Origin of the sequence: Micromonospora sp. MH99, assembly GCF_021442385.1 — a bacterium.
GTDB lineage: Bacteria > Actinomycetota > Actinomycetes > Mycobacteriales > Micromonosporaceae > Micromonospora.
Window position 1 is genome coordinate 62385 of record NZ_MUZA01000025.1, and the last position, 25244, is coordinate 87628.

At 73.0% G+C, this 25244-nt stretch carries 23 protein-coding genes; 15 read left to right on the forward strand and 8 right to left on the reverse strand.

Annotated elements, in window-relative coordinates:
• Positions 1-3 precede the first annotated feature (3 nt).
• The 9 genes from B0E54_RS15645 to B0E54_RS15685 all read left to right on the forward strand — a co-directional run bounded on the left by B0E54_RS15645 (position 4) and on the right by B0E54_RS15685 (position 13628).
• Positions 4-2166, forward strand: a complete 2163-nt coding sequence (locus tag B0E54_RS15645) for an EAL domain-containing protein (protein ID WP_234584263.1) — start codon at positions 4-6, stop codon at positions 2164-2166.
• A gap of 148 nt (positions 2167-2314) precedes the next feature.
• Positions 2315-2815 (forward strand): DUF456 domain-containing protein, encoded by a 501-nt coding sequence (locus B0E54_RS15650; protein ID WP_234584264.1) that lies wholly within the window; start codon positions 2315-2317, stop codon positions 2813-2815.
• Positions 2816-3112: 297 nt separating this feature from the next.
• Positions 3113-4699 carry an amino acid permease gene (locus B0E54_RS15655; protein ID WP_234584265.1) on the forward strand — a complete coding sequence of 529 codons (1587 nt, stop codon included), beginning with the start codon at positions 3113-3115 and terminating at the stop codon, positions 4697-4699.
• Between the two features lie 115 nt (positions 4700-4814).
• Positions 4815-6179 (forward strand): glutamine synthetase family protein, encoded by a 1365-nt coding sequence (locus B0E54_RS15660; protein WP_234584266.1) that lies wholly within the window; start codon positions 4815-4817, stop codon positions 6177-6179.
• 116 nt (positions 6180-6295) lie between these two features.
• Positions 6296-7651: an aldehyde dehydrogenase gene (locus tag B0E54_RS15665; RefSeq protein WP_234584267.1), complete on the forward strand. Its 1356-nt coding sequence runs from the start codon at positions 6296-6298 to the stop codon at positions 7649-7651.
• A gap of 5 nt (positions 7652-7656) precedes the next feature.
• Positions 7657-8424, forward strand: coding sequence for a 3-oxoacyl-ACP reductase (locus B0E54_RS15670; RefSeq protein ID WP_234584268.1), 768 nt, complete (start codon positions 7657-7659; stop codon positions 8422-8424).
• Entirely contained in the window at positions 8421-9176 is a 756-nt protein-coding gene (locus B0E54_RS15675) for a gamma-glutamyl-gamma-aminobutyrate hydrolase family protein (protein WP_234584269.1), read from the forward strand. The genes B0E54_RS15670 and B0E54_RS15675 overlap by 4 nt, the downstream gene beginning before the upstream one ends.
• A 46-nt stretch (positions 9177-9222) precedes the next feature.
• Positions 9223-9774, forward strand: coding sequence for a pyridoxamine 5'-phosphate oxidase family protein (locus tag B0E54_RS15680; protein ID WP_234584270.1), 552 nt, complete (start codon positions 9223-9225; stop codon positions 9772-9774).
• Positions 9775-9968: 194 nt separating this feature from the next.
• Complete coding sequence (locus B0E54_RS15685) at positions 9969-13628, forward strand: SpoIIE family protein phosphatase (RefSeq protein ID WP_234584271.1); 3660 nt, start codon at positions 9969-9971, stop codon at positions 13626-13628.
• Between the two features lie 32 nt (positions 13629-13660).
• On the opposite strand, the gene B0E54_RS15690 is transcribed toward B0E54_RS15685, so the two are convergent.
• A complete protein-coding gene (locus tag B0E54_RS15690) occupies positions 13661-13975 on the reverse strand; it encodes an STAS domain-containing protein (protein ID WP_234584272.1) in 315 nt (104 codons plus the stop codon).
• 95 nt (positions 13976-14070) lie between these two features.
• On the opposite strand from B0E54_RS15690, the gene map reads away from it, so the two are divergent.
• Together map and B0E54_RS15700 are read left to right on the forward strand one after the other, a co-directional pair.
• Positions 14071-14928 (forward strand): type I methionyl aminopeptidase, encoded by an 858-nt coding sequence (gene map / locus B0E54_RS15695; protein WP_234584273.1) that lies wholly within the window; start codon positions 14071-14073, stop codon positions 14926-14928.
• 55 nt (positions 14929-14983) lie between these two features.
• Positions 14984-15697 (forward strand): VIT1/CCC1 transporter family protein, encoded by a 714-nt coding sequence (locus B0E54_RS15700; RefSeq protein ID WP_234584274.1) that lies wholly within the window; start codon positions 14984-14986, stop codon positions 15695-15697.
• A gap of 6 nt (positions 15698-15703) precedes the next feature.
• Here B0E54_RS15700 and B0E54_RS15705 read toward each other — a convergent pair whose 3' ends face one another.
• The 7 genes from B0E54_RS15705 to B0E54_RS15735 all read right to left on the reverse strand — a co-directional run bounded on the left by B0E54_RS15705 (position 15704) and on the right by B0E54_RS15735 (position 22175).
• The gene (locus B0E54_RS15705; RefSeq protein WP_234584275.1) at positions 15704-16441 is read right to left on the reverse strand and encodes a nucleotidyltransferase domain-containing protein; all 738 of its coding nucleotides are present in this window, start codon (positions 16439-16441) and stop codon (positions 15704-15706) included.
• Positions 16442-16534: 93 nt separating this feature from the next.
• A complete protein-coding gene (locus tag B0E54_RS15710) occupies positions 16535-17035 on the reverse strand; it encodes a nitroreductase/quinone reductase family protein (RefSeq protein WP_234584276.1) in 501 nt (166 codons plus the stop codon).
• Between the two features lie 84 nt (positions 17036-17119).
• Complete coding sequence (locus B0E54_RS15715; protein WP_234584277.1) at positions 17120-19846, reverse strand: FtsX-like permease family protein; 2727 nt, start codon at positions 19844-19846, stop codon at positions 17120-17122.
• Positions 19847-19902: 56 nt separating this feature from the next.
• Positions 19903-20628, reverse strand: coding sequence for an ABC transporter ATP-binding protein (locus tag B0E54_RS15720; RefSeq protein ID WP_234584287.1), 726 nt, complete (start codon positions 20626-20628; stop codon positions 19903-19905).
• Positions 20629-20633: 5 nt separating this feature from the next.
• Positions 20634-21236, reverse strand: a complete 603-nt coding sequence (locus B0E54_RS15725) for a PadR family transcriptional regulator (RefSeq protein WP_234584278.1) — start codon at positions 21234-21236, stop codon at positions 20634-20636.
• A gap of 52 nt (positions 21237-21288) precedes the next feature.
• Positions 21289-21726 carry a ferritin-like domain-containing protein gene (locus B0E54_RS15730; protein ID WP_234584279.1) on the reverse strand — a complete coding sequence of 146 codons (438 nt, stop codon included), beginning with the start codon at positions 21724-21726 and terminating at the stop codon, positions 21289-21291.
• Positions 21723-22175, reverse strand: a complete 453-nt coding sequence (locus tag B0E54_RS15735) for a hypothetical protein (protein WP_234584288.1) — start codon at positions 22173-22175, stop codon at positions 21723-21725. Before B0E54_RS15735 ends, B0E54_RS15730 begins: the two co-directional genes overlap by 4 nt.
• Positions 22176-22404: 229 nt before the next feature.
• Between B0E54_RS15735 and rimP the strand changes: the two genes are divergently transcribed.
• From rimP to B0E54_RS15755, 4 genes are all read left to right on the forward strand, one after another.
• Complete coding sequence (gene rimP / locus B0E54_RS15740; RefSeq protein ID WP_234584280.1) at positions 22405-23145, forward strand: ribosome maturation factor RimP; 741 nt, start codon at positions 22405-22407, stop codon at positions 23143-23145.
• A complete protein-coding gene (nusA, locus tag B0E54_RS15745) occupies positions 23142-24185 on the forward strand; it encodes a transcription termination factor NusA (RefSeq protein ID WP_234584281.1) in 1044 nt (347 codons plus the stop codon). The genes rimP and nusA overlap by 4 nt, the downstream gene beginning before the upstream one ends.
• 16 nt (positions 24186-24201) lie before the next feature.
• Positions 24202-24534, forward strand: a complete 333-nt coding sequence (locus tag B0E54_RS15750) for a YlxR family protein (protein WP_234584282.1) — start codon at positions 24202-24204, stop codon at positions 24532-24534.
• A gap of 93 nt (positions 24535-24627) precedes the next feature.
• Positions 24628-25244, forward strand: a 617-nt coding sequence (locus tag B0E54_RS15755) for a translation initiation factor IF-2 N-terminal domain-containing protein (RefSeq protein WP_234584283.1), incomplete at its 3' end; no start/stop codon positions are given.

Sequence of the window (25244 nt, forward strand, 5' to 3'; positions counted from 1 at the left end):
GCAGTGGCCGCCGTCCCGGACCCCACCGGGGTCGACGTCGGCCGGGGCGGCGCCCAGGGCTTCGCCGCCGACTGGGCCCGCGCCGTACGCCGCATCGGTTTCGTGCCGCTCAGCGCGGCCGAGACCGAGCGGCTGTTGCTGCTGCACACCGTCCGGCTGGCCCAGGTGGTGCGGGCCGAGCCGTTCAGCGCGCGTCCCGCCGAGGAGGTCGGGCGGGCGCTGGTGGAGGCGCACCTGACCGAGCCCCGGGCGTTGGAGTGGTCGCTGCGCGCGCTCGGCGAGGCCTTCCCCGATCGGGTCCTGGCGACCGGCGACCGGCCGCCCGACCTGGGCGAGCGCATCGCCGCGGTGCAGGGCGGGTTGGCCGCCGGGTTCGCCCGCGCGCTGCGCGACCGGACCTTCACCCAGCAGGAGCGCATCGCCCGCTCGGCCTGGCAGGCCCGCGACGAGGTCGAGCAGGCGTTGCGCGACAGTGAGGCGCGGTTCCGGGCGGTCTTCACCGGCGCGGCGATCGGGATCGGCATCGCCGGGGTGGACGGTCAGATCATCGACGTCAACACGGCGTTCGCCGACATGCTCGGCTACTCGATCGAAGAGCTGTGCGAGATGAACGTGGCGGAGCTGTTCCACGCCGACGACGCCGCCGGCATGTGGGAGCTGTACCAGGAGCTGATCGAGGGCAAGCAGGACTCGGTCCGGGTGGAGAAGCGCTACCACCGCAAGGACGGCAGCATCGTCTGGACTGACCTGGCGGTGTCACTGATCCGGTACGACGACGGGCGACCCCGGTTCACCGTCGCCATGATCGAGGACATCACCGAGCGGTACGAACTCCAGCAGCGGCTGCGTTTCCAGGCGCTGCACGACCCGTTGACCGGGCTGCCCAACCGGACCCTGTTCTTCGAGACGCTGGGCCGGGTCTTCGACACCGCCGGGCCCGCTCAACGGGTCGGGGTGTGTTTCCTCGACCTGGACGGCTTCAAGGCGATCAACGACAGCCTCGGCCACGACCTCGGCGACCGGCTGTTGGTGGCGATCGGCCGGCGGCTCGCCGAGTGCGTGGCGGACCACGGCCACCTGGTCGCCCGGATGGGCGGCGACGAGTTCGTCATCCTGGTCGACGGCGGCGACGACGTCGACGACGCGGTGGCCGTGGCGGAGGCCGCGCTGGCCGCCGTCGCCGCCCCGGTGCACCTCGGCGACCAGCAGTTGGCGGTCTCCGCCAGCGTGGGCATCGTGGACTGCCCGGCCGCGGAGACCACCGCCTCGGAGCTGATGAAGGCCGCCGACACGACGCTCTACTGGGCCAAGGCGGCCGGCCGCGGCCGGTGGGCGGTGTACGACCCGGAGCGCAGCGCCCGCGACCTCGCCCGGTCGGCGCTGGTCGCCGGGCTGCCGGCCGCGCTGGACCGGGGCGAGTTCGTGCTGCACTACCAGCCGATCGTGTCGCTGCTGGAGGGCACGATGCTCGCGGTGGAGGCGCTGGTCCGCTGGGAGCACCCGGAGCTGGGGCTGATCGGCCCGGACCGCTTCATCGGCCTCGCCGAGGAGACCGGCCTGATCGTCCAGCTCGGCGAGTGGGTGCTGCGGCGGGCCTGCCACGACGCCGAACGCTGGCGGCGGGAGTTCCCCGAGGCCCGGCTGGTGGTCAGCGTCAACCTGGCCGCCCGGCAGGCCGACGACCCGGCGATCGTCGCGACGGTGGCGGACGCGCTGGCCACCAGCGGCCTACCGGCGGAGTTGTTGCAGCTGGAGTTGACCGAGAGCGCCGTGATGGGCAGCGCCGGCGAGCCGCTGCGCAGCCTGCACCGACTCGCGGCGCTGGGCGTCCGGCTGGCGGTCGACGACTTCGGCACCGGATACTCCAACCTCGCGTACCTGCGGCGGCTGCCGATCCACTGCCTGAAGCTGGCCGGCCCGTTCGTCGAGGGCATCCGCGCCGACGGGACGGACGTGGTGGCGGACCACCGCGACGAGCGGATCGTCGACGCGCTGGTCCGGTTGGCGCACGCGCTGGAGCTGTGGGTCACCGCCGAGGCGGTGGAGACGCCGGTGCAGGCCGAGCGGCTGCGGGCGCTGCGCTGCGACACCGGGCAGGGGCGGTACTTCGGCGCACCGGCGCCGGCCGGGGAGATCACCGCCCGGCTGCGGCGGGCGACGGCGTGAGACGTACGCACGGGTCGCCGTCCGGCTGCCGGGCGGGGCGGCGGGGTAATGGGTGCGAGCGGGCGGGTCACCGCCCGGCCGCTCGACAGGGCGGCGGTGTGCGCGGTGCGTCGGGCCGGTCCCGACGGTGGCGACGGAAGGCGACGGCGTGAGCCTGAACGACTCGCAGACGGTGGTCACCGTGGTGGCCGCGTTGGCCATCCTCGCCGGGCTGGCTGGTGTGGTGGTGCCCGGCCTGCCGGCGTTGCCGCTGTGCTGGGGTGGGGTGCTGGTCTGGGCGATCTTCGGCGGCGCCGGCCCGGGTGGCTGGGCGGTGTTCGCCGTCGCGACAGTTGTCGCGGTCGGGGGCATCGTCGTGAAGTACCTGTGGCCGGGCAGGAACCTCAAGCGCACCGGCGTGCCGACGTCGTCTCTGCTGGCCGGGGGCGTGCTCGGCCTGGTGGGGTTCTTCGTGATCCCCGTGATCGGTCTGCTGCTGGGCTTCGTCGCGGGAGTGTGGGCAGCGGAGCGGCTGCGCCTCGGCAGCAACCGGCTCGCCTGGCCGTCCACCGTGCAGGCGCTCAAGGCGGCCGGCCTGTCCATGCTTGTGGAATTCCTGGCCGGCCTGACCATCGGCGCCCTCTGGGTAGCCGGCCTCCTCCTGACCTGACCCGCCCGTCACCGGGGGGGCGGAGGGCGGCGCGGGGCATGTGTGGGTACGGCGGTTGCCGTACGGAGAGAGAGGCGTGCCCCGCGCCGCCGCGGTGCCGGGCGGTCCGAGCGCCCGATGGTGGCCCGTCGCGATCGGGCCTGGTCACGAGGTCAAGCATGCGGGCGGCCCGGACGTGCGGCAACGCAATTAGCCGGTACGGCGGTGAGATTCCCACCGGCATCGTATTGACCTGTCTTGATCGGCGGGACGACACTTTGCGCACTCGTTCGCGGAACCACCTCAGGGAGGTGTGCAGTGGCCACGACGCCCGTGCCGACCGCAGAGCAACCGATCGACGACGACGCCCGACGACTCGCCGAACTCGGCTACAAGCAGGAGTTGCGCCGAAAGTGGAGTGGGTTCTCCAACTTCGCCATCTCGTTCTCCATCATCTCGATCCTGGCCGGCTGCTTCACCACCTTCGGCCAGGCGTGGAACAACGGCGGGCCGGTCGCCATCTCCTGGGGCTGGCCGCTGATCTCACTATTCATCCTGATCATCGGGTTCTGCATGGCCGAGTTGGTGTCGGCCTACCCCACGGCTGGAGGGATCTACTGGTGGGCGGCGACCATGGGCCGCCCGGTGCACGGCTGGTTCACCGGCTGGTTGAACCTCATCGGCCTGGTCGCGGTCACCGCCTCGGTCGACTACGGCTGCGCGACCTTCCTCAACCTCACCCTGTCGGCGCTCTTCGACGGCTGGGCCGGGACGCTGCGGCAGGCGTTCGTCCTCTTCGTGATCATTCTGGCGCTGCACGGCCTCATCAACATCTTCGGGCACCGGATCATCGACGTACTCCAGAACGTCTCGGTCTGGTGGCACGTGGCCGGCGCGGCGGTCGTGGTGGCCATCCTGGTGTTCGTTCCGGACGATCACCAGAGCTTCCAGTTCGTGTTCACCGAGCGGTTCAACAACTCGGGCTTCGGCGACGGGGACACCGGCGGGCTGACGTTCTGGTTCTACGTGCTGCCGTTGGGCTTCCTGCTGACCCAGTACACGATCACCGGCTTCGACGCCTGCGCGCACGTCTCCGAGGAGACCCGGGGCGCCTCGCAGGCCGCCGCGCGCGGGCTCTGGCAGTCGATCTTCTATTCGGCGGTCGGCGGCTGGATCCTGCTGCTGGCGTTCCTGTTCGCGGCCACCGACGTCGAGGCGGTCAACGCCGCCGGTGGCTTCTCCGGCGCCATCTTCGAATCCGCCCTGACCCCGGTCTTCTTCAAGATCGTCATCATCATCTCGACGATCGGACAGTTCTTCTGCGGCATGAGCTGCGTGACCTCGATGAGCCGCATGGCGTACGCGTTCAGTCGGGACCGGGCGGTGCCCGGATGGCGGCTCTGGTCGACTGTCGACCGCAACGGCACCCCGGTCAACGCCATCATCGGCGCCACGGTGGCCGGTCTGGTGCTGACCCTGCCGGCGCTCTACGAGAGCTCGACCGGCATCCCGATCGCGTTCTACGCGGTGGTCTCCGTCGCGGTGCTCGGGCTCTACCTGTCGTTCCTCATCCCGATCGCGCTGCGGCTGCGCCTCGGCGACCGGTTCGTACCCGGCCCGTGGACGCTGGGACGGAAGTACAAGCTGCTCGGCTGGATCGCGGTCATCGAGATCGCGGTCATCGCCGTGTACTTCGTACTACCGATCGTGCCGGCCGGCGTGCCCGGCAACGACGACTTCACCTGGTCGGCGGTGAACTACGCGCCGCTCGCTGTGGGCGGGGTGCTGCTGGTGGTCGCCGTCTGGTGGTACGCCTCGGCCCGCAAGTGGTTCGCCGGCCCGGTCCGTACCGTCGAGGAACCCGCACCGGCGGTCGACCCGGCGCCGGTCGACGGCCCGGCCTGACCCGCGCCCGGCGGGACGTTCCGCGCGGCCGTCCCGCCGGGTTTGCCGCCCTCGGCCCCGGGGGCATTGACGGTGATCCGGTTTGCCAGTAGACCTTGGTGATGGAGGCCCGCGAATGACGAAAGCTCCGCTCACGCTGGAACAACTGCGGGTCGCCGTCGCCGAGGGCGAGATCGACACGGTGGTGCTGGCCCTCGTCGACATGCAGGGCCGGTTGCAGGGCAAGCGGTTCCACGCGCCGTTCTTCCTCGACCAGGTGGTGGCCAACGGCAGCGAGGGCTGCAACTACCTGCTCGCCGTGGACGTCGACATGAACACCGTCGACGGGTACGCGATGTCGAGTTGGGAGCGCGGTTACGGCGACTTCGCGATGGTGCCGGACTTCGCCACCCTGCGTCGGGTGCCCTGGCAACCCGGCTCCGCCCTGCTGCTGGCCGACCTGACCTGGCTGGACGGCTCCGGTGACGTGGTCGCCTCGCCCCGGCAGATCCTGCGCCGGCAACTGGACCGGCTGGCCGAGCACGGGCTGACCGCGTACGCCGGCACCGAGCTGGAGTTCGTGCTGTTCCGCGACTCGTACGAGGACGCCTGGCGGCGCGGCTACCGCGACCTCACCCCGGCCAACCAGTACAACGTGGACTACTCGCTGCTCGGCACAGCCCGGGTGGAGCCGCTGCTGCGCCGGATCCGCACCGAGATGGCCGGCGCCGGGCTGACGCCGGAGAGCGCCAAGGGCGAGTGCAACCTCGGCCAGCACGAGATCGCCTTCCGGTACGACGAGGCGGTCGCCTGCGCCGACCACCACGTGATCTACAAGAACGGCGCGAAGGAGATCGCCGCCCAGGAGGGCATGTCGATCACCTTCATGGCCAAGCCGAACGAGCGGGAGGGCAACTCCTGCCACATCCACTTCTCGCTGCGCGACCGCACGGGCGCCTCGGCGATGCTCGGAGACGGGCCGGCGCACCTGTCGCCGACCGGGCAGCGGGTGCTCGCCGGGCTGCTCGCCACCATGCGGGAGTTCAGCCTGCTGTTCGCCCCGAACATCAACTCCTACAAGCGCTACCAGCCGGGCTCGTTCGCCCCGACCGCCCTGCGCTGGGGCGTCGACAACCGCACCTGCGCCCTGCGGGTGGTGGGGCACGGGCAGGGCATGCGGGTGGAGAACCGGGTGCCCGGCGCCGACGTCAACCCGTACCTGGCGATCGCCGGGCTGGTCGCCGGCGCGCTGCACGGCATCGAGCGGGAGTTGGAGCTGGGCGAGGAGTGCACCGGCAACGCGTACGACGATCCGCAGGCCGAGCGGGTCCCCAGCACCCTGCGCGACGCACTGGCCCTCTGGGAGGCGTCGACTGTGGCGCGGGAAGCGTTCGGCGACGAGGTCGTCGCCCACTACGCCAACCAGGCGAGAGTGGAGCTGACGGCCTTCGACGCCGCGGTGACCGACTGGGAGCTGACCCGTGGCTTCGAACGCCTCTGAGGGCCCGCGCCGCGTTGCCCGCGTCGATCATGGACTTGTGGTGGCCGAAGCACGGTGGATTGCGGCTTTCGCGAGGCACCACAACTCCATGATCGACGAGGAGGGGCGGTGGGGGCGTGACGGTGGTTGTTGATCCGGCTTCTGGGGTCGGGTTTCAGGAGGTTCCGGGGTCGTCCCTTGCTGAGGTCGACTCGGCGATCTCGCGGGCGGCTCGGGCGTTCGAGACGTGGCGGGGCGTCGGGGCGGGGGATCGGGGGCGGTTGCTGCGGCGGTTCGCCGCCGTCGTCGACGCGCACGTGGACGAGCTGGCCGCCCTGGAGGTCCGCAACTCCGGGCACACCGTCGGCAACGCCCGCTGGGAGGCCGGCAACGTCCGCGACGTGCTGGACTACTACGCCGGAGCCCCCGAACGGTTGACCGGACGGCAGATACCCGTGCCCGGCGGCCTGGACGTCACCTTCCACGAACCGCTCGGCGTGGTCGGGGTGATCGTGCCGTGGAACTTCCCGATGCCGATCGCCGCCTGGGGGTTCGCCCCCGCACTCGCCGCCGGCAACACAGTGGTGCTCAAACCCGCCGAGCTGACCCCGCTCACCGCGCTGCGCCTGGCCGAGCTGGCCCGCGAGGCCGGCCTGCCCGACGACGTGTTCACCGTCGTCCCCGGTGAGGGCGCGGTGGTGGGGGAGCGGTTCGTCAGCCACCCGGCGGTCCGCAAGATCTGCTTCACCGGCTCCACCGAGGTCGGCACGCGCATCATGGCCGGCTGCGCCGCCCAGGTGAAGCGACTCACCCTGGAGTTGGGCGGCAAGAGCGCCAACATCGTGTTCGCCGACGCCGACCTGGAACGCGCCGCCGCGACCGCGCCGGGCGCGGTCTTCGACAACGCCGGCCAGGACTGCTGCGCACGGTCGCGGATCCTGGTCCAACGCCAGGTGTACGACAGGTTCCTGGAACTCCTCGAACCGGCGGTACGCGCGGTACGCGTCGAGGACCCGTCCCGCGACACCGCCGAGATGGGTCCGCTGATCTCCGCGGCCCAACGGGACCGGGTAGCCAGCTACGTGGCCGGGTCGACTGTCGCCTTCACCGGCTCCCGCCCGGACGGCCCCGGCTTCTGGCACGCGCCGACGGTGCTGCTCGCCGACTCGCCGGCCGACCGGCACTGGCGGGAGGAGATCTTCGGCCCGGTGGTGTCGGTGCTGCCGTTCGACGACGAGGCCGACGCGGTCCGGCTCGCCAACGACACCGAGTACGGCCTCTCCGGCTCGATCTGGACCCGGGACGTGGGCCGCGCGCTGCGGATGGCCCGCGCCGTCGAGGCGGGCAACCTCAGCGTCAACTCGCACTCCTCGGTGCGCTACTGGACCCCGTTCGGTGGGATGAAGCGCTCCGGGCTCGGCCGTGAGCTGGGCCCGGACGCGCTGCACTCCTTCACGGACGTCAAGAACGTGTTCATCGCGACTGAGGAGTGAGGCCAGTGCAGGGTCGGTTGCAGGACCGGGTGGCAGTGGTCACCGGAGCGGGCAGCGGCATCGGGTTGGCCACCGTGCGGCGGTTCGCCGCCGAGGGGGCGCGGGTGGTCTGCGTGGACATCGACGCGGAGGCCGGCGAGAAGGCCGCGCAGGAGTGCGGCGGCGAGTTCGTGGCCACCGACGTGGCCGACGAGTCGGCGGTCCGCGACCTGTTCGACGGGGTGGCCGACCGGCACGGCCGGGTGGACATCGCGTTCAACAACGCCGGCATCTCCCCGCCGGACGACGACTCCATCCTGGACACCGGCCTGGACGCCTGGGAGCGGGTGCTCCGGGTCAACACCACGAGCGTCTACCTCTGCTGCAAGTACGCGATCCCGCACATGCGCCGCCAGGGCAAGGGCTCGATCATCAACACGGCCTCGTTCGTGGCGCTGATGGGCGCGGCGACGTCGCAGATCGCGTACACGGCGAGCAAGGGCGGGGTGCTGGCGATGACCCGGGAGCTGGGTGTGCAGTTCGCCCGCGAGGGCATCCGGGTCAACGCGCTCTGCCCCGGCCCGGTGGCCACCCCGTTGCTGCTGGAGTTGTTCGCCGCCGACCCGGAGCGGGCCGCCCGCCGACTGGTGCACGTGCCGATGGGTCGCTTCGGGCAGCCGGAGGAGATCGCCGCCGCGGTGGCGTTCCTGGCCAGCGACGACGCCTCGTTCATGACCGCCGCGCAGTTCGTTGTCGACGGCGGGATCACCGGCGCGTACGTCACACCGCTATGACACGGCCGCTGATCGGGATCAGCGCGTACGTCGAGCCCGCCGACTGGGCTGTGTGGCGCGGGGTGCGGGCGGTGCTGGTGCCCGAGGCGTACGTGCGGGCGGTGACCGCCGCCGGTGGCCGGGCGGTGGTGCTGCCACCGGACGACTCCGACGGCGACGTGCTGGCGGTCCTCGACGGGCTCCTGTTGGCCGGGGGCGCCGACGTCGGTCCGGGGCGGTACGGCCAGCAGCCGCACCCGCGGACCGAGGACCGGCCGGACCGGGACGCCGGTGAGCTGACCCTGCTGACGGCCGCGCTCGCCGTCGATCTGCCCGTGCTGGGTGTCTGTCGGGGGATGCAGCTGCTCGCCGTGGCGTACGGGGGAACCCTGCACCAGCACCTCCCCGACGTCCTCGGTTCGGAGTCGCACCGTCCGGCTCCGGGGGTCTACGCCACCCATCCGGTGCGGTTCGCGCCGGGAAGCCTGGCGGCGAGGACGCTGGCCGGGGTGGACCGGGTCAACTCGTACCACCATCAGGCCGTCGCCACCCCGGGGCGGCTCGCGGTCAGCGGCTGGGCGGCGGACGGCGTGATCGAGGCGGTTGAGGACCAGGAGCGTTCGTTCGTGCTCGGGGTGCAGTGGCATCCGGAGAACGAGCCGGACCCGCGCCCGATCACGGCGCTGGTCCGGGCGGCCGGCGAACGAGCGTCCGGCCCGCTGGTCGGGGACCGCCACGACGGCGTGGACGCGGCGGGGGCGACGACGGTGTGACGCAGGTCGCCCCGGCGGGGCGTGGCTGCGATGGGAGGATCACCGCATGGGCAAGGTCTATCCGGAGATCGACGGTCGTCTGGGGGAGTTCATCGCGGCCCAGCCGGTCTTCTTCGTGGCCACCGCGCCGTCCGGGCCCGAGGGGCACGTCAACGTCTCGCCGAAGGGCATGACCGGCACCTTCGTGATCCTCGGCCCGCACCGGGTGGCCTACCTGGATTACCACGGCAGCGGCGCGGAGACCATCGCCCACCTGCGCGACAACGGCCGCATCACGCTGATGTTCTGCGCGTTCGACGGGCCGCCGAAGATCGTGCGCCTGCACGGCAGGGGCAGCAGTGTCGCCGTGACCGAGGCGGGCTACGCGGACCGGCTCGCCGAGTTTCCCGCGCCGCCGGACGTGCACGCCGTGCGGGCCGTGATCACCGTCGAGGTCGAGCGGGTCAGTGACTCCTGCGGCTATGCGGTGCCGCTGATGGACTACCGCGCGGAGCGTGACCTGTTGCTTACCTCACACTCCCGCCGTACGGCCGATGATCTGGTGACCTATCGCGCCACCAGGAACGCCGCGAGCATCGACGGACTACCGGTCTTCTGACAGGTCAGGGGCGCTTCCGGCGGCCACCCGGGCCCGCGTCCTTCCCCGCGCTGTCGGGTCGGTGACGGGTGCGGCACTCCTAACCAGCGTCCAAGGGTCGTCATGCGTTACGTTGCTGGTCCGCCGGGGTACAAGTCGGAGCACGGCGCGTGAAGATCAACGGCTGCGGGGTACGGCCGAAGCGGGGAGGCAGCATGAGCTCGGCCCAGGGGGGCGCGGATGCGGGGCATTCCTTCGCGGACGTCCACCACATCCCCCCGCTGCTCGCCGCCGCGTATGCGGGCGGCGGTGAGCTGGGCGAGCGACTCCGCGCCTTCGACTGGTCCACCCACCCCCTGGGCGGCCCGTCCGGGTGGCCGGGGGCGCTCTCCAATGCGATCGGCATGATGCTCTCCTCCAGCGCGCAGATCGTCATGTTCTGGGGTGACGAGCAGCTCGCCTTCTACAACGACGCCTACCGGCCGACCATCGGCAGCAAGCACCCGCACGTGCTCGGGCAGCCGGCCCGACACCACTGGGCCGAGACGTGGGACGTCCTCGGCCCGCTGCTCGACGGGGTCCGGAGCACCGGGCTCTCCTACCGCGGCGAGGACCACCCCTTCCTGCTGGACCGCTCCGGTTTCGTCGAGCAGACCTACTTCGACGTCTCGTACGACCCGATCCGGGGTGTCGACGGCTCGGTCAGCGGCGTCTACTGCATCGTCAACGAGACCACCGGGCGGGTGGTCGGCGAACGCCGGCTGCGGGCGTTGTCGGAGCTGGGCACCGAGCTGGCCGACGTGATCAGCGCGGGCGAGCTGGGCCGGACCGCCACCGACGTGCTCGCCCGGCACTCCGCCGACGTGCCGTTCGCGCTGATCTACCTGGCCGACTCCACCGGCCAGTTCACCCTGACCGCCGCCAGCTGCGTCGACCCGGCCGCGGTAAAAGTCCCGCCCGACACGTTCGCCGAGCTGGTCGCCGAGGGCTCGCCCGCCACCGTCGAGGTGAGCCGTCTGCTCGCCCAGCCGCCGGCCGACGCCGCCGACGTGGCGCTCGTGCTGCCCGTCAAGGCCGCCAACGAGACGGTCGGCGCGCTGGTCGCCGGCGTCGACCGTCGGCTGCCGCTCGGCGACGAGTACCGCGACTTCCTCGACCTGGTGGCCGCGCAGATCTCCCGCGCGGTGAGCACCCAGCGGGCGTACGAGCAGGAGCGCGCCCGGGCCGCCGAGCTGGCCGCCTTGGACCGGGCGAAGACCAACTTCTTCGCCAACGTCAGCCACGAGTTTCGTACGCCGTTGACCCTGGTGCTCGGCCCGATGGAGGACATGCTGGCCGACCCGGAGCTGCCGGCCGCCTACACCGACCGGCTCGTGGTGATGCACCGCAACGCGTTGCGCCTGCTCAAGCTGGTCAACACCGTGCTCGACTTCTCCCGACTGGAATCCGGGCGCCTGGCCGCCCGCTACCAGCCCACCGACCTGGCCGGCTACACCGCCCGGCTGGCCAGCACCTTCCGCTCGGCCACCGAGCGCGCCGGGCTGCGACTGGTGGTGGACTGCCCGCCGCTGCCGGCGCCGGTCTTCATCGACCGGGACATGTGGGAGAAGATCGTCCTCAACCTGGTGTCGAACGCGGTGAAGTTCACCTTCGACGGCGAGATCCGGGTGCGGGTCCGCGCCGAGGACGGCGTTGCCCGCCTGGAGGTCACCGACACCGGTGTGGGCATCGTGCCGGCCGAGTTGCCGCACGTCTTCGAGCGTTTCCACCGGGTGCCCGGCGTGCGCGCCCGCACGCATGAGGGCACCGGGATCGGGCTCGCGCTGGTCCGGGAACTGGTCGAGATGCACGGCGGCGGCGTCGGTGTGACCAGCGAGATCGACGAGGGCAGCACCTTCACGGTGACCGTCCCGTTCGGATCGGCGCACCTGCCCGCCGACCGGGTCGCCCCGTTCGCGCCCCTGCCCACGGGCGAGCCCGAGCAGGCCCGGCTGTACGTGGCGGAGACGGCCCTGTGGGCCGACGAGGACACACCCGGGCAGACCGACCGTCAGCCGACCGACGCGGCCCCGGCCGGCCGGATCCTCGTCGTCGACGACAACGTCGACCTGCGCGAGCACGTCACCCGGTTGCTCTCCCCGACGTGGGAGGTGGTCACCGCGAGCGACGGTCTGGCGGCTCTGACGCTGGCTCGGGAGGGCGGGTTCGATCTCGTGCTCACCGACGTGATGATGCCCCGACTGGACGGGTTCGGCCTGGTCGGCGCGCTGCGCAACGACCCCCGCACCCGGGACGTGCCGATCGTGTTGCTCTCCGCCCGCGCCGGGTCCGCCGAGGCGGTCGCAGGCCTCTCCGTGGGCGCTGACGACTACCTGACCAAGCCGTTCTCCGGGCAGGAGCTGATCGCCCGGGTCCGGGCCAACGTCGAGCTGGGGCAACTGCGTCGGCAGATCATCCGCCGGCTCCGCGCGCTGGCCGACGCGGCGGTGGCGGTCAACACCGCCCGTTCCACGACCGATGTCCTGCACGTCGCCGCCCGGCACGCGCTCAGCCTCGCCGAGGCCGCCCGGGTCGTGGTCACCGCCGCCGATGCCCGTGCCGAGGCCGACGGCGGTGGCGTCACCGCCAACGACCCGTCCTTCGTGGCCGCGCTGACCGGCACCACCCGCGAGCAGCTCGGCGAGCTGCGGGTCTGGCGGGCCGCCGGCGACGACGCGCAGGCCGACGAGGCCGCGCTCACCCAGCTGGCCCGGCTGGTCGGGGTCCGGCTGGAGAACGCCCAGCTCTACGAGGCCGAACACCGCATCGCCGCCACGTTGCAGCACAGCCTGCTGCCGAGGTCGCTGCCCCAGCTGCCGGGCGCGGTGGTCGCGAGCCGGTACCTGCCGGGCAGCGCCGACGTCGAGGTCGGTGGGGACTGGTACGACGCGATGAGGCTCGACGGCGACGACCTGGTGCTGGTCATCGGTGACGTGGTCGGCAAGGGCGTCCAGGCCGCCGCGGCGATGGGCCAGCTGCGCAACGCGCTGCGGGCGTACCTGCTGGAGGGCTTCGACCCGGGTGAGTCGCTGAGCCGCCTCAACCGACTTGTCGGGTCCACCGAGGGGCGCTCGTTCGCGACAGTGGTCTGCCTGCTGTTCAGCCCCCGCACCGGCCGGCTGCGCTACGCCAGCGCCGGTCACCCGTCCCCCCTGCTGATCCGAGGAGACGACGTGGCGTTCCTGCACGACCGCGCGCTCGGCCCGCCGGTCGGTGTCATGCCCGACACGACATACCGGACCGTCGAGGGGGAGTTGCCCGCCGGCGGCCGGCTGCTGCTCTACACCGACGGGCTGATCGAGGACCGTCAGCTCGGTATCGACGCCGCGCTGGCGCAGCTGCGCGCCGACGCCGCCACGCCCGGCGAGCACGTGGCGGACCTGATCGACACGGTGGTCGAGCGGGTCACCGGACGGCCGCGCCGCGACGACGTGGCGGTGCTCGCCCTGGAGGCGGCGGAGCTGAACCGGTTCGCGTTGCGACTGCCGGCGGACCCGACCCGGCTGAGCGTCCTGCGCAAGCGCCTGGAGGACTTCCTCGTCGCGCACAACGTCGGCGAGACGGACCTGTTCGACCTGACCGTGGCGGTCTCGGAGGCCGCCGCGAACGCCATCGAGCACCCCGTCCAGCCGGCCGAGGCGGTGATCAGCGTCGAGGTGGCCATCGAGGACCGGACGGTGATCGCCACCGTGCGCGACACCGGGCAGTGGCGGGAGTCGACCGACTCCGGATTCCGGGGGCGCGGCCTGTCACTGATCAAGGCGCTGGGTGACCTGATGGTGCGGCGTACCGACGAGGGCACCGAGGTGACGCTGCGCCGGCAGTTGCAGGGTTGACCGCGCACCCGGCGGCCGGGGCGTCGGCGGCCTCAGGCCGGGTCGAGCCAGCTCTGGTCGCCCAGGCCGGAGATCTCCAGCACCCGGCGGACCTGCCGGGACGGCAGCACGGTGAGCGTGCCGGTGAACTGCTGGGCGAGCCGGACCACTGCGTGGATGGCCGCCGAGTCGAAGAAGGTCACGGCCCGCAGATCGAGGGTGATCCGGCGGGCGGGCTCGCGCAGGGCGGTCTGGAGCATCGTGTCGGCGGTCGCCATGTCGACCTCGCCGGTCACCACCACGCGGAGGTGCTCTCCGTCGATCTCCGCGCTGGCGGAGAAGACGGGTGGTGCTCCCCCTTGATCCACGCAGACACCATGGCACAGCCGACCTGGCAGGGCAACAACCGGGAGTGACCGGCCGTGGCACGGGTCACCAGCTCCTGCGGCGATAGGCTTGCGGCATGACCGTCCGTCCGCCGCTGACCCCAGGCACGCTCTCCCCGATGCGACAGGTGCCCGCCCACATTCCCCGCCCGGAGTACGTGGGTAAGAAGAGCCCGCAGCAGTGGCGCGGCTCGCACGTGCAGACACCGGAGACCATCGAGAAGATGCGACTCGCCAGCCGGCTCGCCGCCCAGGCGACCCAGCTCGCCGGTGAGCACTGCAAGCCCGGCGTGACCACCGACGAGATCGACCGTCTGGTGCACGAGTTCCTCTGCGACCACGACGCGTACCCGTCGACGCTCGGCTACCGGGGCTACCCCAAGTCCTGCTGCACCAGCGTCAACGAGGTCATCTGCCACGGCATCCCGGACTCGACCGTCCTGACCGACGGCGACATCATCAACGTCGACGTGACCGCGTACATCGGTGGGGTGCACGGTGACACCGACGCGACCTTCTGCGTCGGTGAGGTCAGCGAGGAGGCCCGGCTGCTCGTCGAACGCACCCACGAGGCCATGATGCGCGGCATCCGGGCGGTCAAGCCGGGTCGGCAGATCAACGTGATCGGCCGCGTCATCGAGTCGTACGCCAAGCGGTTCGGCTACGGCGTGGTCCGCGACTTCACCGGCCATGGGATCGGCGAGACCTTCCACAGCGGGCTCTACGTGCCGCACTACGACAGCCCCCGCCCCACGGACATCATGGAGCCGGGGATGACCTTCACCATCGAGCCGATGATCACCCTCGGCACCTACCAGTACGACATGTGGGACGACGGGTGGACGGTGGTCACCAAGGACCGCAGGTGGACCGCCCAGTTCGAGCACACCATCGTCGTCACCGACGACGGCCACGAGATCCTGACCCTCCCGTGAGCGCGAGGAACGCAGCGAAGCGAAGTCCCGCAGTCGCGAACGAAGGGCAGGCGTCGTGACCGACACCCCCGCGGCCCTGCGCGAGGCACACCACGCGGACGTCTCCGGCGGCTGGCTGCGCCCGGCCGTCTTCGGCGCGATGGACGGGCTGGTCACCAACATCGCCCTCATCGCCGGCGTCGGCGGCGGTGGCGTGTCACCCCGCAGCATCGTGCTGACCGGGTCCGCCGGCCTGGTGGCCGGTGCGATCTCGATGGGGCTCGGCGAGTACACGAGCGTGCGCTCGGCCAACGAACAGGTCGCCGCCGAGGTGGCCAAGGAGCGGCGCGAGCTGGAGCGGCACCCGGAGGCGGAGGCCCGCGAGCTGGCCGACGCCTGGGTGGCCCGCGGCCTGCCCCGCGACCTCGCCACCCAGGTCGCCGAGGCGGTACGGCGGGACCCGGAGGAGGCGCTGCGGGTGCACGTCCGCGAGGAGTTGGGCGTCGACCCGGACGACCAGCCGAGCCCGTGGGCGGCGGCGATCTCCTCGTTCCTGTTCTTCTCGGTGGGGGCGCTGATCCCGCTGCTGCCGTACCTGCTGGGCGCCACCGACCTCTGGCTGGCGCTCGCGGTCGGCGGGATCGGCCTGTTCGCCGCCGGCGCCGTGGTGGCCAAGTTCACCAACCGACCCTGGTGGACGAGCGGCCTGCGCCAGCTGGTGCTGGGGGCCGCCGCGGCGGGCGCCACCTACCTGGTCGGCTCGCTGATCGGAGTGCAGGGCGGGCTGTGACGCCGGTCAACCGGTGAGCAGCTCGTCGATGGTGCCGTCGACCGGGCGGCCACGCGCCGCCAACTCCTCGGCCTGCCGCGTCAGCACCGCGCCGACCTCCGTCATGTCCGCGCCGGCCAGCCCCGTGCGCCGCACCGCGTCCCCCGGATCGCGAAAGTAGGTGCGGCCCAGCAGGCCGGTCACCGTCGCCGCGGCCAACCGTGCCTCACCGAGCATCAGCAACGCCTGGTCGGTCTCGTACCACTCGGCCAACCGGGCGGCCCGCGAGTGCGCGGCGCTGCCCCGGTACCAGGCCTGCCGCGCCGCGGTGCTGAACTCCGCCGGCCGGGCCCGGGCGAGCCGGCCGAGATGCTCGTCCCGCAACGTCCGCAGCCAGCTCGTCGGGTCGTACAGGGACCGGGTGGTGACGTACCGGTCGGCCGTCAGCGGCCACAACGGGGACAGCACCCGGGCCTGCCCGAGATAGTCATCGGCGGCGGCCACGGTCAGATCGACAAGCACACCGTCCACCCGCCGGGTCGCCGGCGGCGGCCCGGCGCCCGGCCGGTAGGTGACCACCAGCATCCCCACCTCGCCGTCCCCGCCACCGTCGTCGTCGCCGTGCGCCAGGGGACCGTGGACCCCGATCGCGAGCACGTCGGCCGGAAACCGCCGCCGGATCACCTCGGCGACCCGCTCCGCCACCGTCCACCGTCGATCGTCGAGGCCCCGGTCGGCACCCGACCGCTCGCTCGTCGCGCTCACGGGTGGGCCTTTGTTCGCGGCTGCGGGGCTCGCAGGACCGGCTCACTCCTCGCGCTCACGGGTCAACCTCCGCCTGAAGCGACTGGCGTCAGCCTAGCCAGCCGGCGGGGGGTCGGCCGGTACGCCGCGCCCGGTCGGCACCAGCCGGAAGATGCGGATCTCCCGGCCGCCGGCCCGCTCGACGTACGTGCGGTACGCCGGCCACTCGGTGACCAGCAGCTGCCACAGCCGGTCCCGTTCGTCCCCGGTGGCCAACTCGGCCCGCACCGGGAGCCGGCGACCCTTCACGTCCACCTCGGCGGCCGGGTCGGCGAGCAGGTTCATCGCCCAACCGGGCTGGTGGGTCTGCCCCCAGTTGGAGCCGATCACCACGTACGCGTCGCCGTCGGTCACGTAGAGCAGCGGATTGCTGCGCGGCTTGCCCGAGCGGCGACCGGTCGTGGTGATCACAAGGGACGGGAGTACGCCGAGCGCGACCACCCGGCCCCGGGTGAGCCGGCCGACGATGCGATCGGCGGGGACCAGCAGGCGGGCGGCCGCCCCGAACCAGCGGTGGTGGCCGAGTCGACGGGTGAGGGTTGCGAGCGCTGACACGGGGGTCAGTCTGCCGGCTGCCCCGCCCCGACGACACCACCGGACGGTCCGGTTCCGGTCCCACGGCCCCGGGGTGGTCCCGGTTCAGTCCAGGCGACGTTCGATCGGCAGCCCCGACCGGGTGAACAGGCCCGCGCCGAGCATCGCCACCACCGGCACCAGCACCAGCACGCCCAGCGCCGGCCACGGCACCAGGTACGGGTACGGCTCCCGGACCGGCCAGGCCGTGGCGTACTCCCGGTTGGCCGAGAACAGCACGATCGCCGCGGTGCCGAGCCCGGCCACGATGCCGAGCACCGAGCCGAGACCGGCGATCACTCCGGCCTGACAGATCGCCAGCAGTCGGCGTACCGCAGGGGCGGCGCCGACCGCGGCGAGGGTGGACAGCTCGGCGCGGCCCTCCGCGGCGGCGAGCGCCGTGGCGATCCCGGCGGCGCCCACCGTGATCAGTCCGGCCGCCGCGGCGAGCAGCAGCAGCAGTGGAGAGTCGTCGCGCGGAGCGGCGCCATGCTCCACCTGGAGGGAGTACGTCCCGAAGGCCCGCAGGTCGTCGGCGAATCGATCCTGGCGGCGCTGGCTCGGCGGCGCCGGGGTGTCGACCACCCAGCCCGCCTCGACAGTGCTCAAACCGAGTTGCCGGGCGGCGGACGCGGACAGCAGGAGACGGGGCAGGCCGACCGTCCGCGGCAACACGTAGCCGGGCAGGTCCTGCCGGGCGGTCGCCTCGTCCCGCCCGATCCGCACCTCGTTCACCTGCACCGTCACCCGGCCGTCGTGCAGGTAGCGCGGGTCGGTCACCACCACGCCTCCGGCGCGCAGCACCGCGGTGGCGGCGGAGGTCGCCGCTGCGTCGGCGCCGGTGAGTAGCGGCAGCGCGCTGCCGTCGTCCACCAGTGTCTCGACGCCGTTGCCGAAGTAGTCGGCGGCACGGTCCTGGCAGCGCGGGTCGGCCCGCGCCTGGCGACGCTGCGTCGCCGACAGGCCGTCACCGGGGGGAAAGGGGCAGATGCGCTCCGGCGGGATTTCCGGCCCGACGGAGCAGTAGTCCGCCGGGTCGTCGGTCGAGGAGCAGAGCGGCAGGCGTACGGGTGCGATGGCGGTGGCGCCCAGCCGCGCCCGTGCGACGGCGTCGACCTGGGCCAACGTCGGCTCCGGCTGCCGGCGCGGCTCCTCGGGGTTGATGCGCACGTGACCGGTGGGCAGCATCGGCCGGTAGGCACGGGCGTCCCGGACGCCGTCGCTGGTCAGGTATCCGCCGAGCGCGACGCTGCTGGCCACCGCGGCCATCACGGCGCAGATGGCCGGCGCCGCGGCGGCCCGGTTGCGGCTGGCGTCGCGCAGCGCGATGCGGGGCGCCAGCGGCAGCAGCCGGCCGAGCCGGGCGAGGACGCCGATCAAGGTGGGCGTGCAACAGACCAGGCCCAGCTCGCCGAGGATCAGGCCGGTCAGGATCACCGCCGGTGACGTCCGGCTGGCCCCGAACGCCGCGAGCGCCGCCCCGCCGACCACAAGCGTCAACCCGAGGGCCAGGGCGCGGGCCCGGGGCGGCGGCGGGGTACGTCGCCCGGCGAGCCCGGCGATGACGTCCTGCCGGGCCGCCGTCCAGGCCGGCGCGAGCGCGGCCAGCACCCCGGCCAGCACCGCGACCCCGCCGAGCACGACCAGGGCCGAAGGCCAGCAGCGGTACCCGCCGAAGCGGGCGCTGAAGACGTACTGCTCCATGAGCGGACGGCCGGCGAACGCCGCGCCGACACCGAGCAGCAACCCCGTCGCGGCGCCCAGCACGCCCAGCACCACGCCGTCGGCGAGCACGACCCGACGCAGTTGGGCCGCGTCCCCACCGGCCACCGCGACAAGCGCCAGGTCGCGGCGCCGACGGCGGACCCCCACGGCGAACGCCGGCCCGACCAGCAGTACGACCTCCAGCAGCCCCAGGCCGGCGATGAGCACGCCGGTGCTCAGGTCGGTGGTGTCGGCGTAGCCGATCCAGCTGCGGGACGACATCGCCGAGGCCGGAAGGTGGCGGGGTACGACCACCACCCCGTGGTCGTTGAGCCGCGACACCATCGCCGTGTCGACGCCGCCGGGCACGTCGACCAACCAGCGGGTGTCCGACTGCGGATCGGCCCGCCCGACGGCCGTCGGGTGCAGCGCCACCACCGGGCCGAGGTCGTCGGGAAACTCGACCACCCCGACCACCGTGTACGTCCTCGTCCTGTCGGCGGTGGCCACGGCGTCGCCCAGGCGTACGTCCAGGCGGCGCAGCGCCGTCGGGCTCACCGCGATCTCGCCGGGCTGCTGCGGCGCCCGCCCCGACCGGAACCGCACCAGGCTCCGGGCCAGCGGGTCGGTGAGGTCGAGCACCCGCCCGTCCAGGGTCTCATCACCTCTCGGGCCCCGCACCTGCACCGGCCCTCCGGCGCGGACCTCGGTGACCCGGCTGCCGGAGCCGAGCAACGCGGTCACCTCGGCGGCGGTGGCCGGACGGCCGACCGCCGACTGGGTGCCGTCCCGGGGATACCAGCTGTCGCCCCACTCGTCCTGGATGAGCGGCGTCTCGGCGACCCACCGCAGCTCCGCGTCGGCGACGCCGAGGCGCCGGTCGAGACGCTCCTGCGGGGTCAGTTCGGACATGTCGTAGCTCGTGGCGAAGAAGGCCAGCACGAGCACCGGCAGGGCGATCATCGCGAGCACCAGGGCGGTACGCCGACGCGCCCGGCGCGACTCCCGGCGGGCGATCCGCAGCGCGGCCCGCCACGAGCCGGTCAGTTCGGCGCACCTCCGCCGCCCGACGGACACGGGCGGTGTCACCGGACCGACCGCTGGCGGATCGGCGCGGCGGCGTGCCAGCGGCGACCGGCGCAGGGTCAACGGTCGCTGCCGGACAGCAGTTGCTCGACGCTGCCCAGCGGGGCCGTCGTGTCGACCAGAACACCGTCGCGCAGGAACACCACCCGGTCGGCCCAGCCGGCGTGACGCGCTTCGTGGGTGACGAGGATGCCGGCGGCGCCCGTGTCGACCCGGCGGCGCAGCAGGTGCAGCACCGCCTCGCCGGTCTGCGAGTCCAGGGCCCCGGTGGGTTCGTCGGCGAGCACCAGCCGCCGCTCGCCGACCAGCGCGCGGGCGATCGCCACCCGCTGCTGCTGACCACCGGAGAGCTGGTCCGGGAAGCGGTCACCCAGCGCCGGCAGGCCCACCTCGGTCAACGCGGCCAGAGCCGCCGCGCGGGCCCGCCGGCCGCCGACGCCGTCGAGCTCCAGCGGGAGCGCGACGTTCTCCAGGGCGCTCAGGCTGCCCAGCAGGTTGAGCTGCTGGAAGATGTAACCGATGCGACGGCGGCGCAGTTGGGCCAGCCCGCGGCGATCCAGCGCCCCGAGCGGCTGGCCCTCGACCCGGACGTCGCCGCGGGTCGGTCGGTCCAGCCCACCGGCGAGAGCCAGCAGCGTCGACTTGCCCGAACCGGACGGACCCATCACGGCGACCAGCTCGCCCGGCCGGACGACCAGGCTCACACCGCGCAGCGCGTGGACCGCCGCCGGACCGGAGCCGTGGGTGCGGTGGACGGCGCGCAGCTCCAGCACCGCGTCGTCCATTCCGCTCACCGTCGCGCCTCCTCGTCGACCCACCGCGCGCCGTCGGTCGCCCCGGGGTCGGGCGGCCGGGGCGGGTGCGTCGTCGGCCCGTTGGGCTGATGCCGGACCAGGCTGCTCTCGCAGTGGTCCAGCCACCGCACCTCAGCCTCTGCCTGGAACACCATCGAGTCCAGCACCAGCCGCCACGGCATGTCCTCCGGGCGGTCGCTGCCGTACTTCAACCGGGTCAACTCCTGCAACGTGCGCATCGTCGCGCTGCGCTGGGCCTGCACCACCGAGCGGACGTCCACTCCGGGGGTGGTGAGCGCCAGGGCCAGTTTGATCGCCAGCTCGTCGCGGGGGCGGTCGGTACGGCTGATCGGGGTGGCGAACCACAGCGCGAGGTCCGCCCGGCCGGCGTCGGTGATCTCGTACGGGCGCTGCCCGGCCTCGCTCTCCGGCAGCGGGCGCACCAGACCGTCCCGTTCCAGCCGGGACAGCGTGGTGTAGACCTGCCCGATGTTCAGCGGCCAGGTCGAGCCGGTCGACTCCTCGAACGCGGCGCGCAGCTGGTAGCCGTACATCTGGCCGCGTTCGAGAAGGGCGAGCAGCCCGTGACGGATGGACATGGCAACGGAGTATGCATACCTGGTATGCGCTCCGCAACCGGAGCGCACCGGCTCAGCTCGGGCGGCCGGGAAATGCGACAGTCAGCGGGGTCACCCCTGCGGTCTTTCGCCACCGCGTGGCCCGTACGGCGTACTCGACGAGGGCGGCCAGTGCCTGGTCGCGGTCCGGGCCGGTGGTGGACGCCAACGCGGCCCGCCAGTGCGCCGCGGTGCGCTCCTCCACCTCGACGGCGAGCCGCAACGCGCTCGCCCGGTCGGTGACGGGAAACGGCAGCGCGTACCCGGCCCGGCCCGGCGGAACGGTGCCGCCGGTGGTGCTGAGCTGCACCACCAGGGCGTCGCGCCGGCGTCGGTGCGCGGCCTCCGCCTGGTGTGCGAGGTCGCGTGCCGCCCCGGTGAGGCGGACGCCGATCCGCCCGTAGGCGTAGATCGCCGCGTACTCGGCGGAGAGGGCGGCGGCGAGGGCCTCCCCGGCGGTGGGCTGCCTCACTTCAGTGCCTCCTGATGGGTGGCCCGGGCGGCGGCGATCGACCCGAGCAGCGCCGCCCGCTCGGCGGGCGCCGCCGCGCAGGCCGCGGTGGCCGACTGTTGTGCGGTCTTCTCCCGCGCGCGCAGGGCGGCCAGCGCGTCGGCCGGCTCGGTCCCCGCGGTGGCGCTCGGGTCGGCGGCGGGCGCGGACCCGAGAGTGACGCCGATGACCCGGGCGAGCTCGGTGGCGTGCGCGGTGTGTGTCTCGGCGATGGGGCCGAGGCGGTCGGCCAGGTCCGGGTGGGCGGCGGCGCCCGCCCGGTACGCGGCGGCCAGGCCCAGCGCCTCGTCGACCATCGGGCGCAGCGGGTCCGGCGGTGGCGCCGGCTCGTCGTCGCGGTCGAAAAGATCACAGCCGGTCAGCGGCGCCGCTGCGCAGCCGAGCGCCAGCAGTGCCCCGGTGCGCAGCAGCTTTCGCCGGTTATGTCCGGATACTTGGTCGCGCGGTGTCGTTCTGCCGATCCCCACCGGGCAAGTGAACACCATCCGCGCCGGTCCGGGGGCCATCGCCGTCGGTGCGCCGCCCGGTCCGCCGCCGGGCAGGCGCGTTACGCTCTGCGCAGCCACCGGCGCGTCCGCTCCGGTGGCGTGCCGGCATGGCGGGACGAGGGTCCCGGTCGACCAGGGAAAGGGTGCGCAGATGACGCAGCGTGGCCGTGCCACCAGGTCGACGGGTCGACCCCGCGACGGCGCGGGCTCCCGCGGACCACGCGACGGCGCCACTCCGCGCGCCGCCGCCCCGCGCGGCGGCGGTGATCTCGCGGCACGACGCACCCGGTTGCGGACCGTGATCGAGCCGGTGGTCAACGGCGTGGGCTACGACCTGGAGGACCTGTCGGTCTCCCGGGCCGGCCGCCGGCACGTGGTGCGGGTGATCGTGGACGCCGACGGCGGCATCGACCTGGACGCGGTCGCGGTCGTCTCCCGTGCGGTCTCGGCCGCGCTGGACGCCGCCGAGGAGACCGACGGCGACATTCTCGCCGGGGAATACCAGCTCGAGGTCAGCTCGCCGGGTGTGGACCGGCCGCTCACCCTGCCCCGGCACTGGCGGCGCAACGTGGGCCGGCTGGTCAAGGTCACCGTCCGGGGCGCGGCCGCGCTGCCCGGCCAGCGCGGCGAGCAGCCCTCCGGGGACCGCCAGCTGACCGGCCGGGTGGTCGGGGCCGACGACGAGACAGTGCAGTTGGAGACCGACGCCGGCCGCGACTCCTGGGCGTACGCCCAGTTGGGTCCGGGCCGGGTGCAGGTCGAGTTCACCCGCCTCGCCGAGCTGGGCGAGCCGGACGACACCGACGAGTTCGACGACGCGGACGACGCGGACGAGAACGACGATTCAGACGACATCGACGACGAAGATGATGTGGAGGACGAGGAGAGGTGAACATCGACCTCGCGGCGCTGCGCGCACTCGAGCGCGAGCGGGAGATCCCGTTCGACACGATTCTCGCGGCGATCGAGACCGCGTTGCTGACCGCCTACCGGCACACCGACGGCGCCGAGCCGCACGCCCGGGTGGAGATCGACCGCAAGTCCGGCGCCGCCCTGGTGTACGCCCAGGAGATGGACGCCGACGGTTCCCTGGTGCGCGAGTGGGACGACACGCCGCACGACTTCGGGCGGATCGCCGCGATGACCGCCAAGCAGGTGATCCTCCAGCGCCTGCGGGAGGCCACCGACGAGGTGCACTTCGGCGAGTACGTGGGCCGCGAGGGTGACCTGATCACCGGCGTGGTGCAGGCGCACGAGACCCGTACCGAGAAGGGCATCGTCAGCGTCGACCTGGGCAAGCTGGAGGGTGTGCTGCCGCAGTCCGAGCAGGTGCCCGGCGAGCGGTACGCCCACGGCGAGCGGGTCCGGTGCGTGGTGGTGCACGTGGCCAAGGGCATGCGTGGCCCGCAGATCACCCTGTCCCGGTCGCACCCGGCGCTGGTCAAGAAGCTGTTCGCGCTGGAGGTCCCGGAGATCGCCGACGGCACTGTCGAGATCGGCGCGATCGCCCGTGAGGCAGGTCACCGTACGAAGATCGCCGTCCGCTCCACCACCCCCGGGGTGAACGCCAAGGGCGCCTGCATCGGTCCGATGGGCCAGCGGGTGCGCGCGGTGATGAGCGAGCTGCACGGTGAAAAGATCGACATCATCGACTGGTCGGACGACCCGGCCACCTTCGTCGGCAACGCGTTGTCGCCGGCCAAGGCGCTGCGCGTCGAGGTGGTCGACCTGGCCGGCCGGGCCGCCCGGGTGACCGTCCCGGATTTCCAGCTCTCGCTCGCCATCGGCCGCGAGGGGCAGAATGCCCGACTCGCTGCCCGGTTGACCGGTTGGCGGATCGACATCCGGTCCGACGCGGAGCAGACCGCGCCCGCCGCACGCGGGGCGGCGGAGCACGTGCCGGAGCCGGGCGGCGCGATCTCGGGCAGCTAGGGGTAGACTTCCTCCAGTGGTACGACGCGCGCAGCCGGAGCGCACCTGTGTGGGCTGCCGGAAACGTGCGCCGGCCAGCGAATTGCTGCGGGTCGTCGCGATCGGGGACGAGGCTGGTCACAGCCTCCGGCCTGATCCGCGCCGCAGGCTGCCGGGTCGGGGAGCGAACATGCACCCGGATCCGGCCTGCTTCGCGCTGGCGGTGCGGCGCCGCGCCTTCGGGCGAGCGCTGCGCATCACCGAGGTCCTCGACCACGGTGTGCTGGCAGAGCACGTCGATGCGCCAACCACTACGTCCGGTCAGCCCGACCGGGCGAGGGTCGCTAGCAGGGTAGGACGACCGACATGAGCACACGATGAAGTCCCTGAAATGACCAGGCTTCAAGTGCACGAGTGAGGTCGCTGCGGGTGCTGCCCGCACGACCTCGGAGTGAGGAGTGCAGTGGCAGGCAAGGCCCGCGTACACGAGCTTGCAAAAGAGCTCGGGGTCGAGAGTAAGACCGTTCTCGCCAAGCTGAAGGAAATGGGCGAGTTCGTCAAGTCAGCGTCCAGCACGGTCGAGGCGCCCGTCGCCCGACGGCTGCGTAACGCTTTCGTCGCGTCTTCCGGTGCTCCGGCGCCGGCAGCCCCGTCTGCGCCCGCGCCGACGCCGGCTTCGACGCCGACCCCGACGCCGTCTCCGACCCCGGGTGCCCCCCGGGTCTCGGCGAAGCCGATGCCGCCTCGGCGGCCGGCCGCGCCGGCACCCGGTCCGAAGCCCAAGGGTCCGGTGCCCGGTGCGCCGCAGTCGGCGGCCCCGGTCGCCAAGCCGGCGAGTGCCCACGACATCGAGGTGGCGGCCGCCGAGGCGCGTGCCGCCGCGCTGAAGGCTGAGCAGGAGGCCGCGGTCAAGGCCGCGCAGGCCGCCCGCCAGCAGCAGCGGGAGAACCCCGTTCGCCGGGAGCCTCCGGCGGAGGGCAACCGTCCCGGTCCGCGGCCGGGTCCGGCCGCGATGCCGCCCCGTCCCGGTTCTCCGGCCGCTCGGCCGAACACGCCGGCGCCGGGTCCCGGTGCCCGACC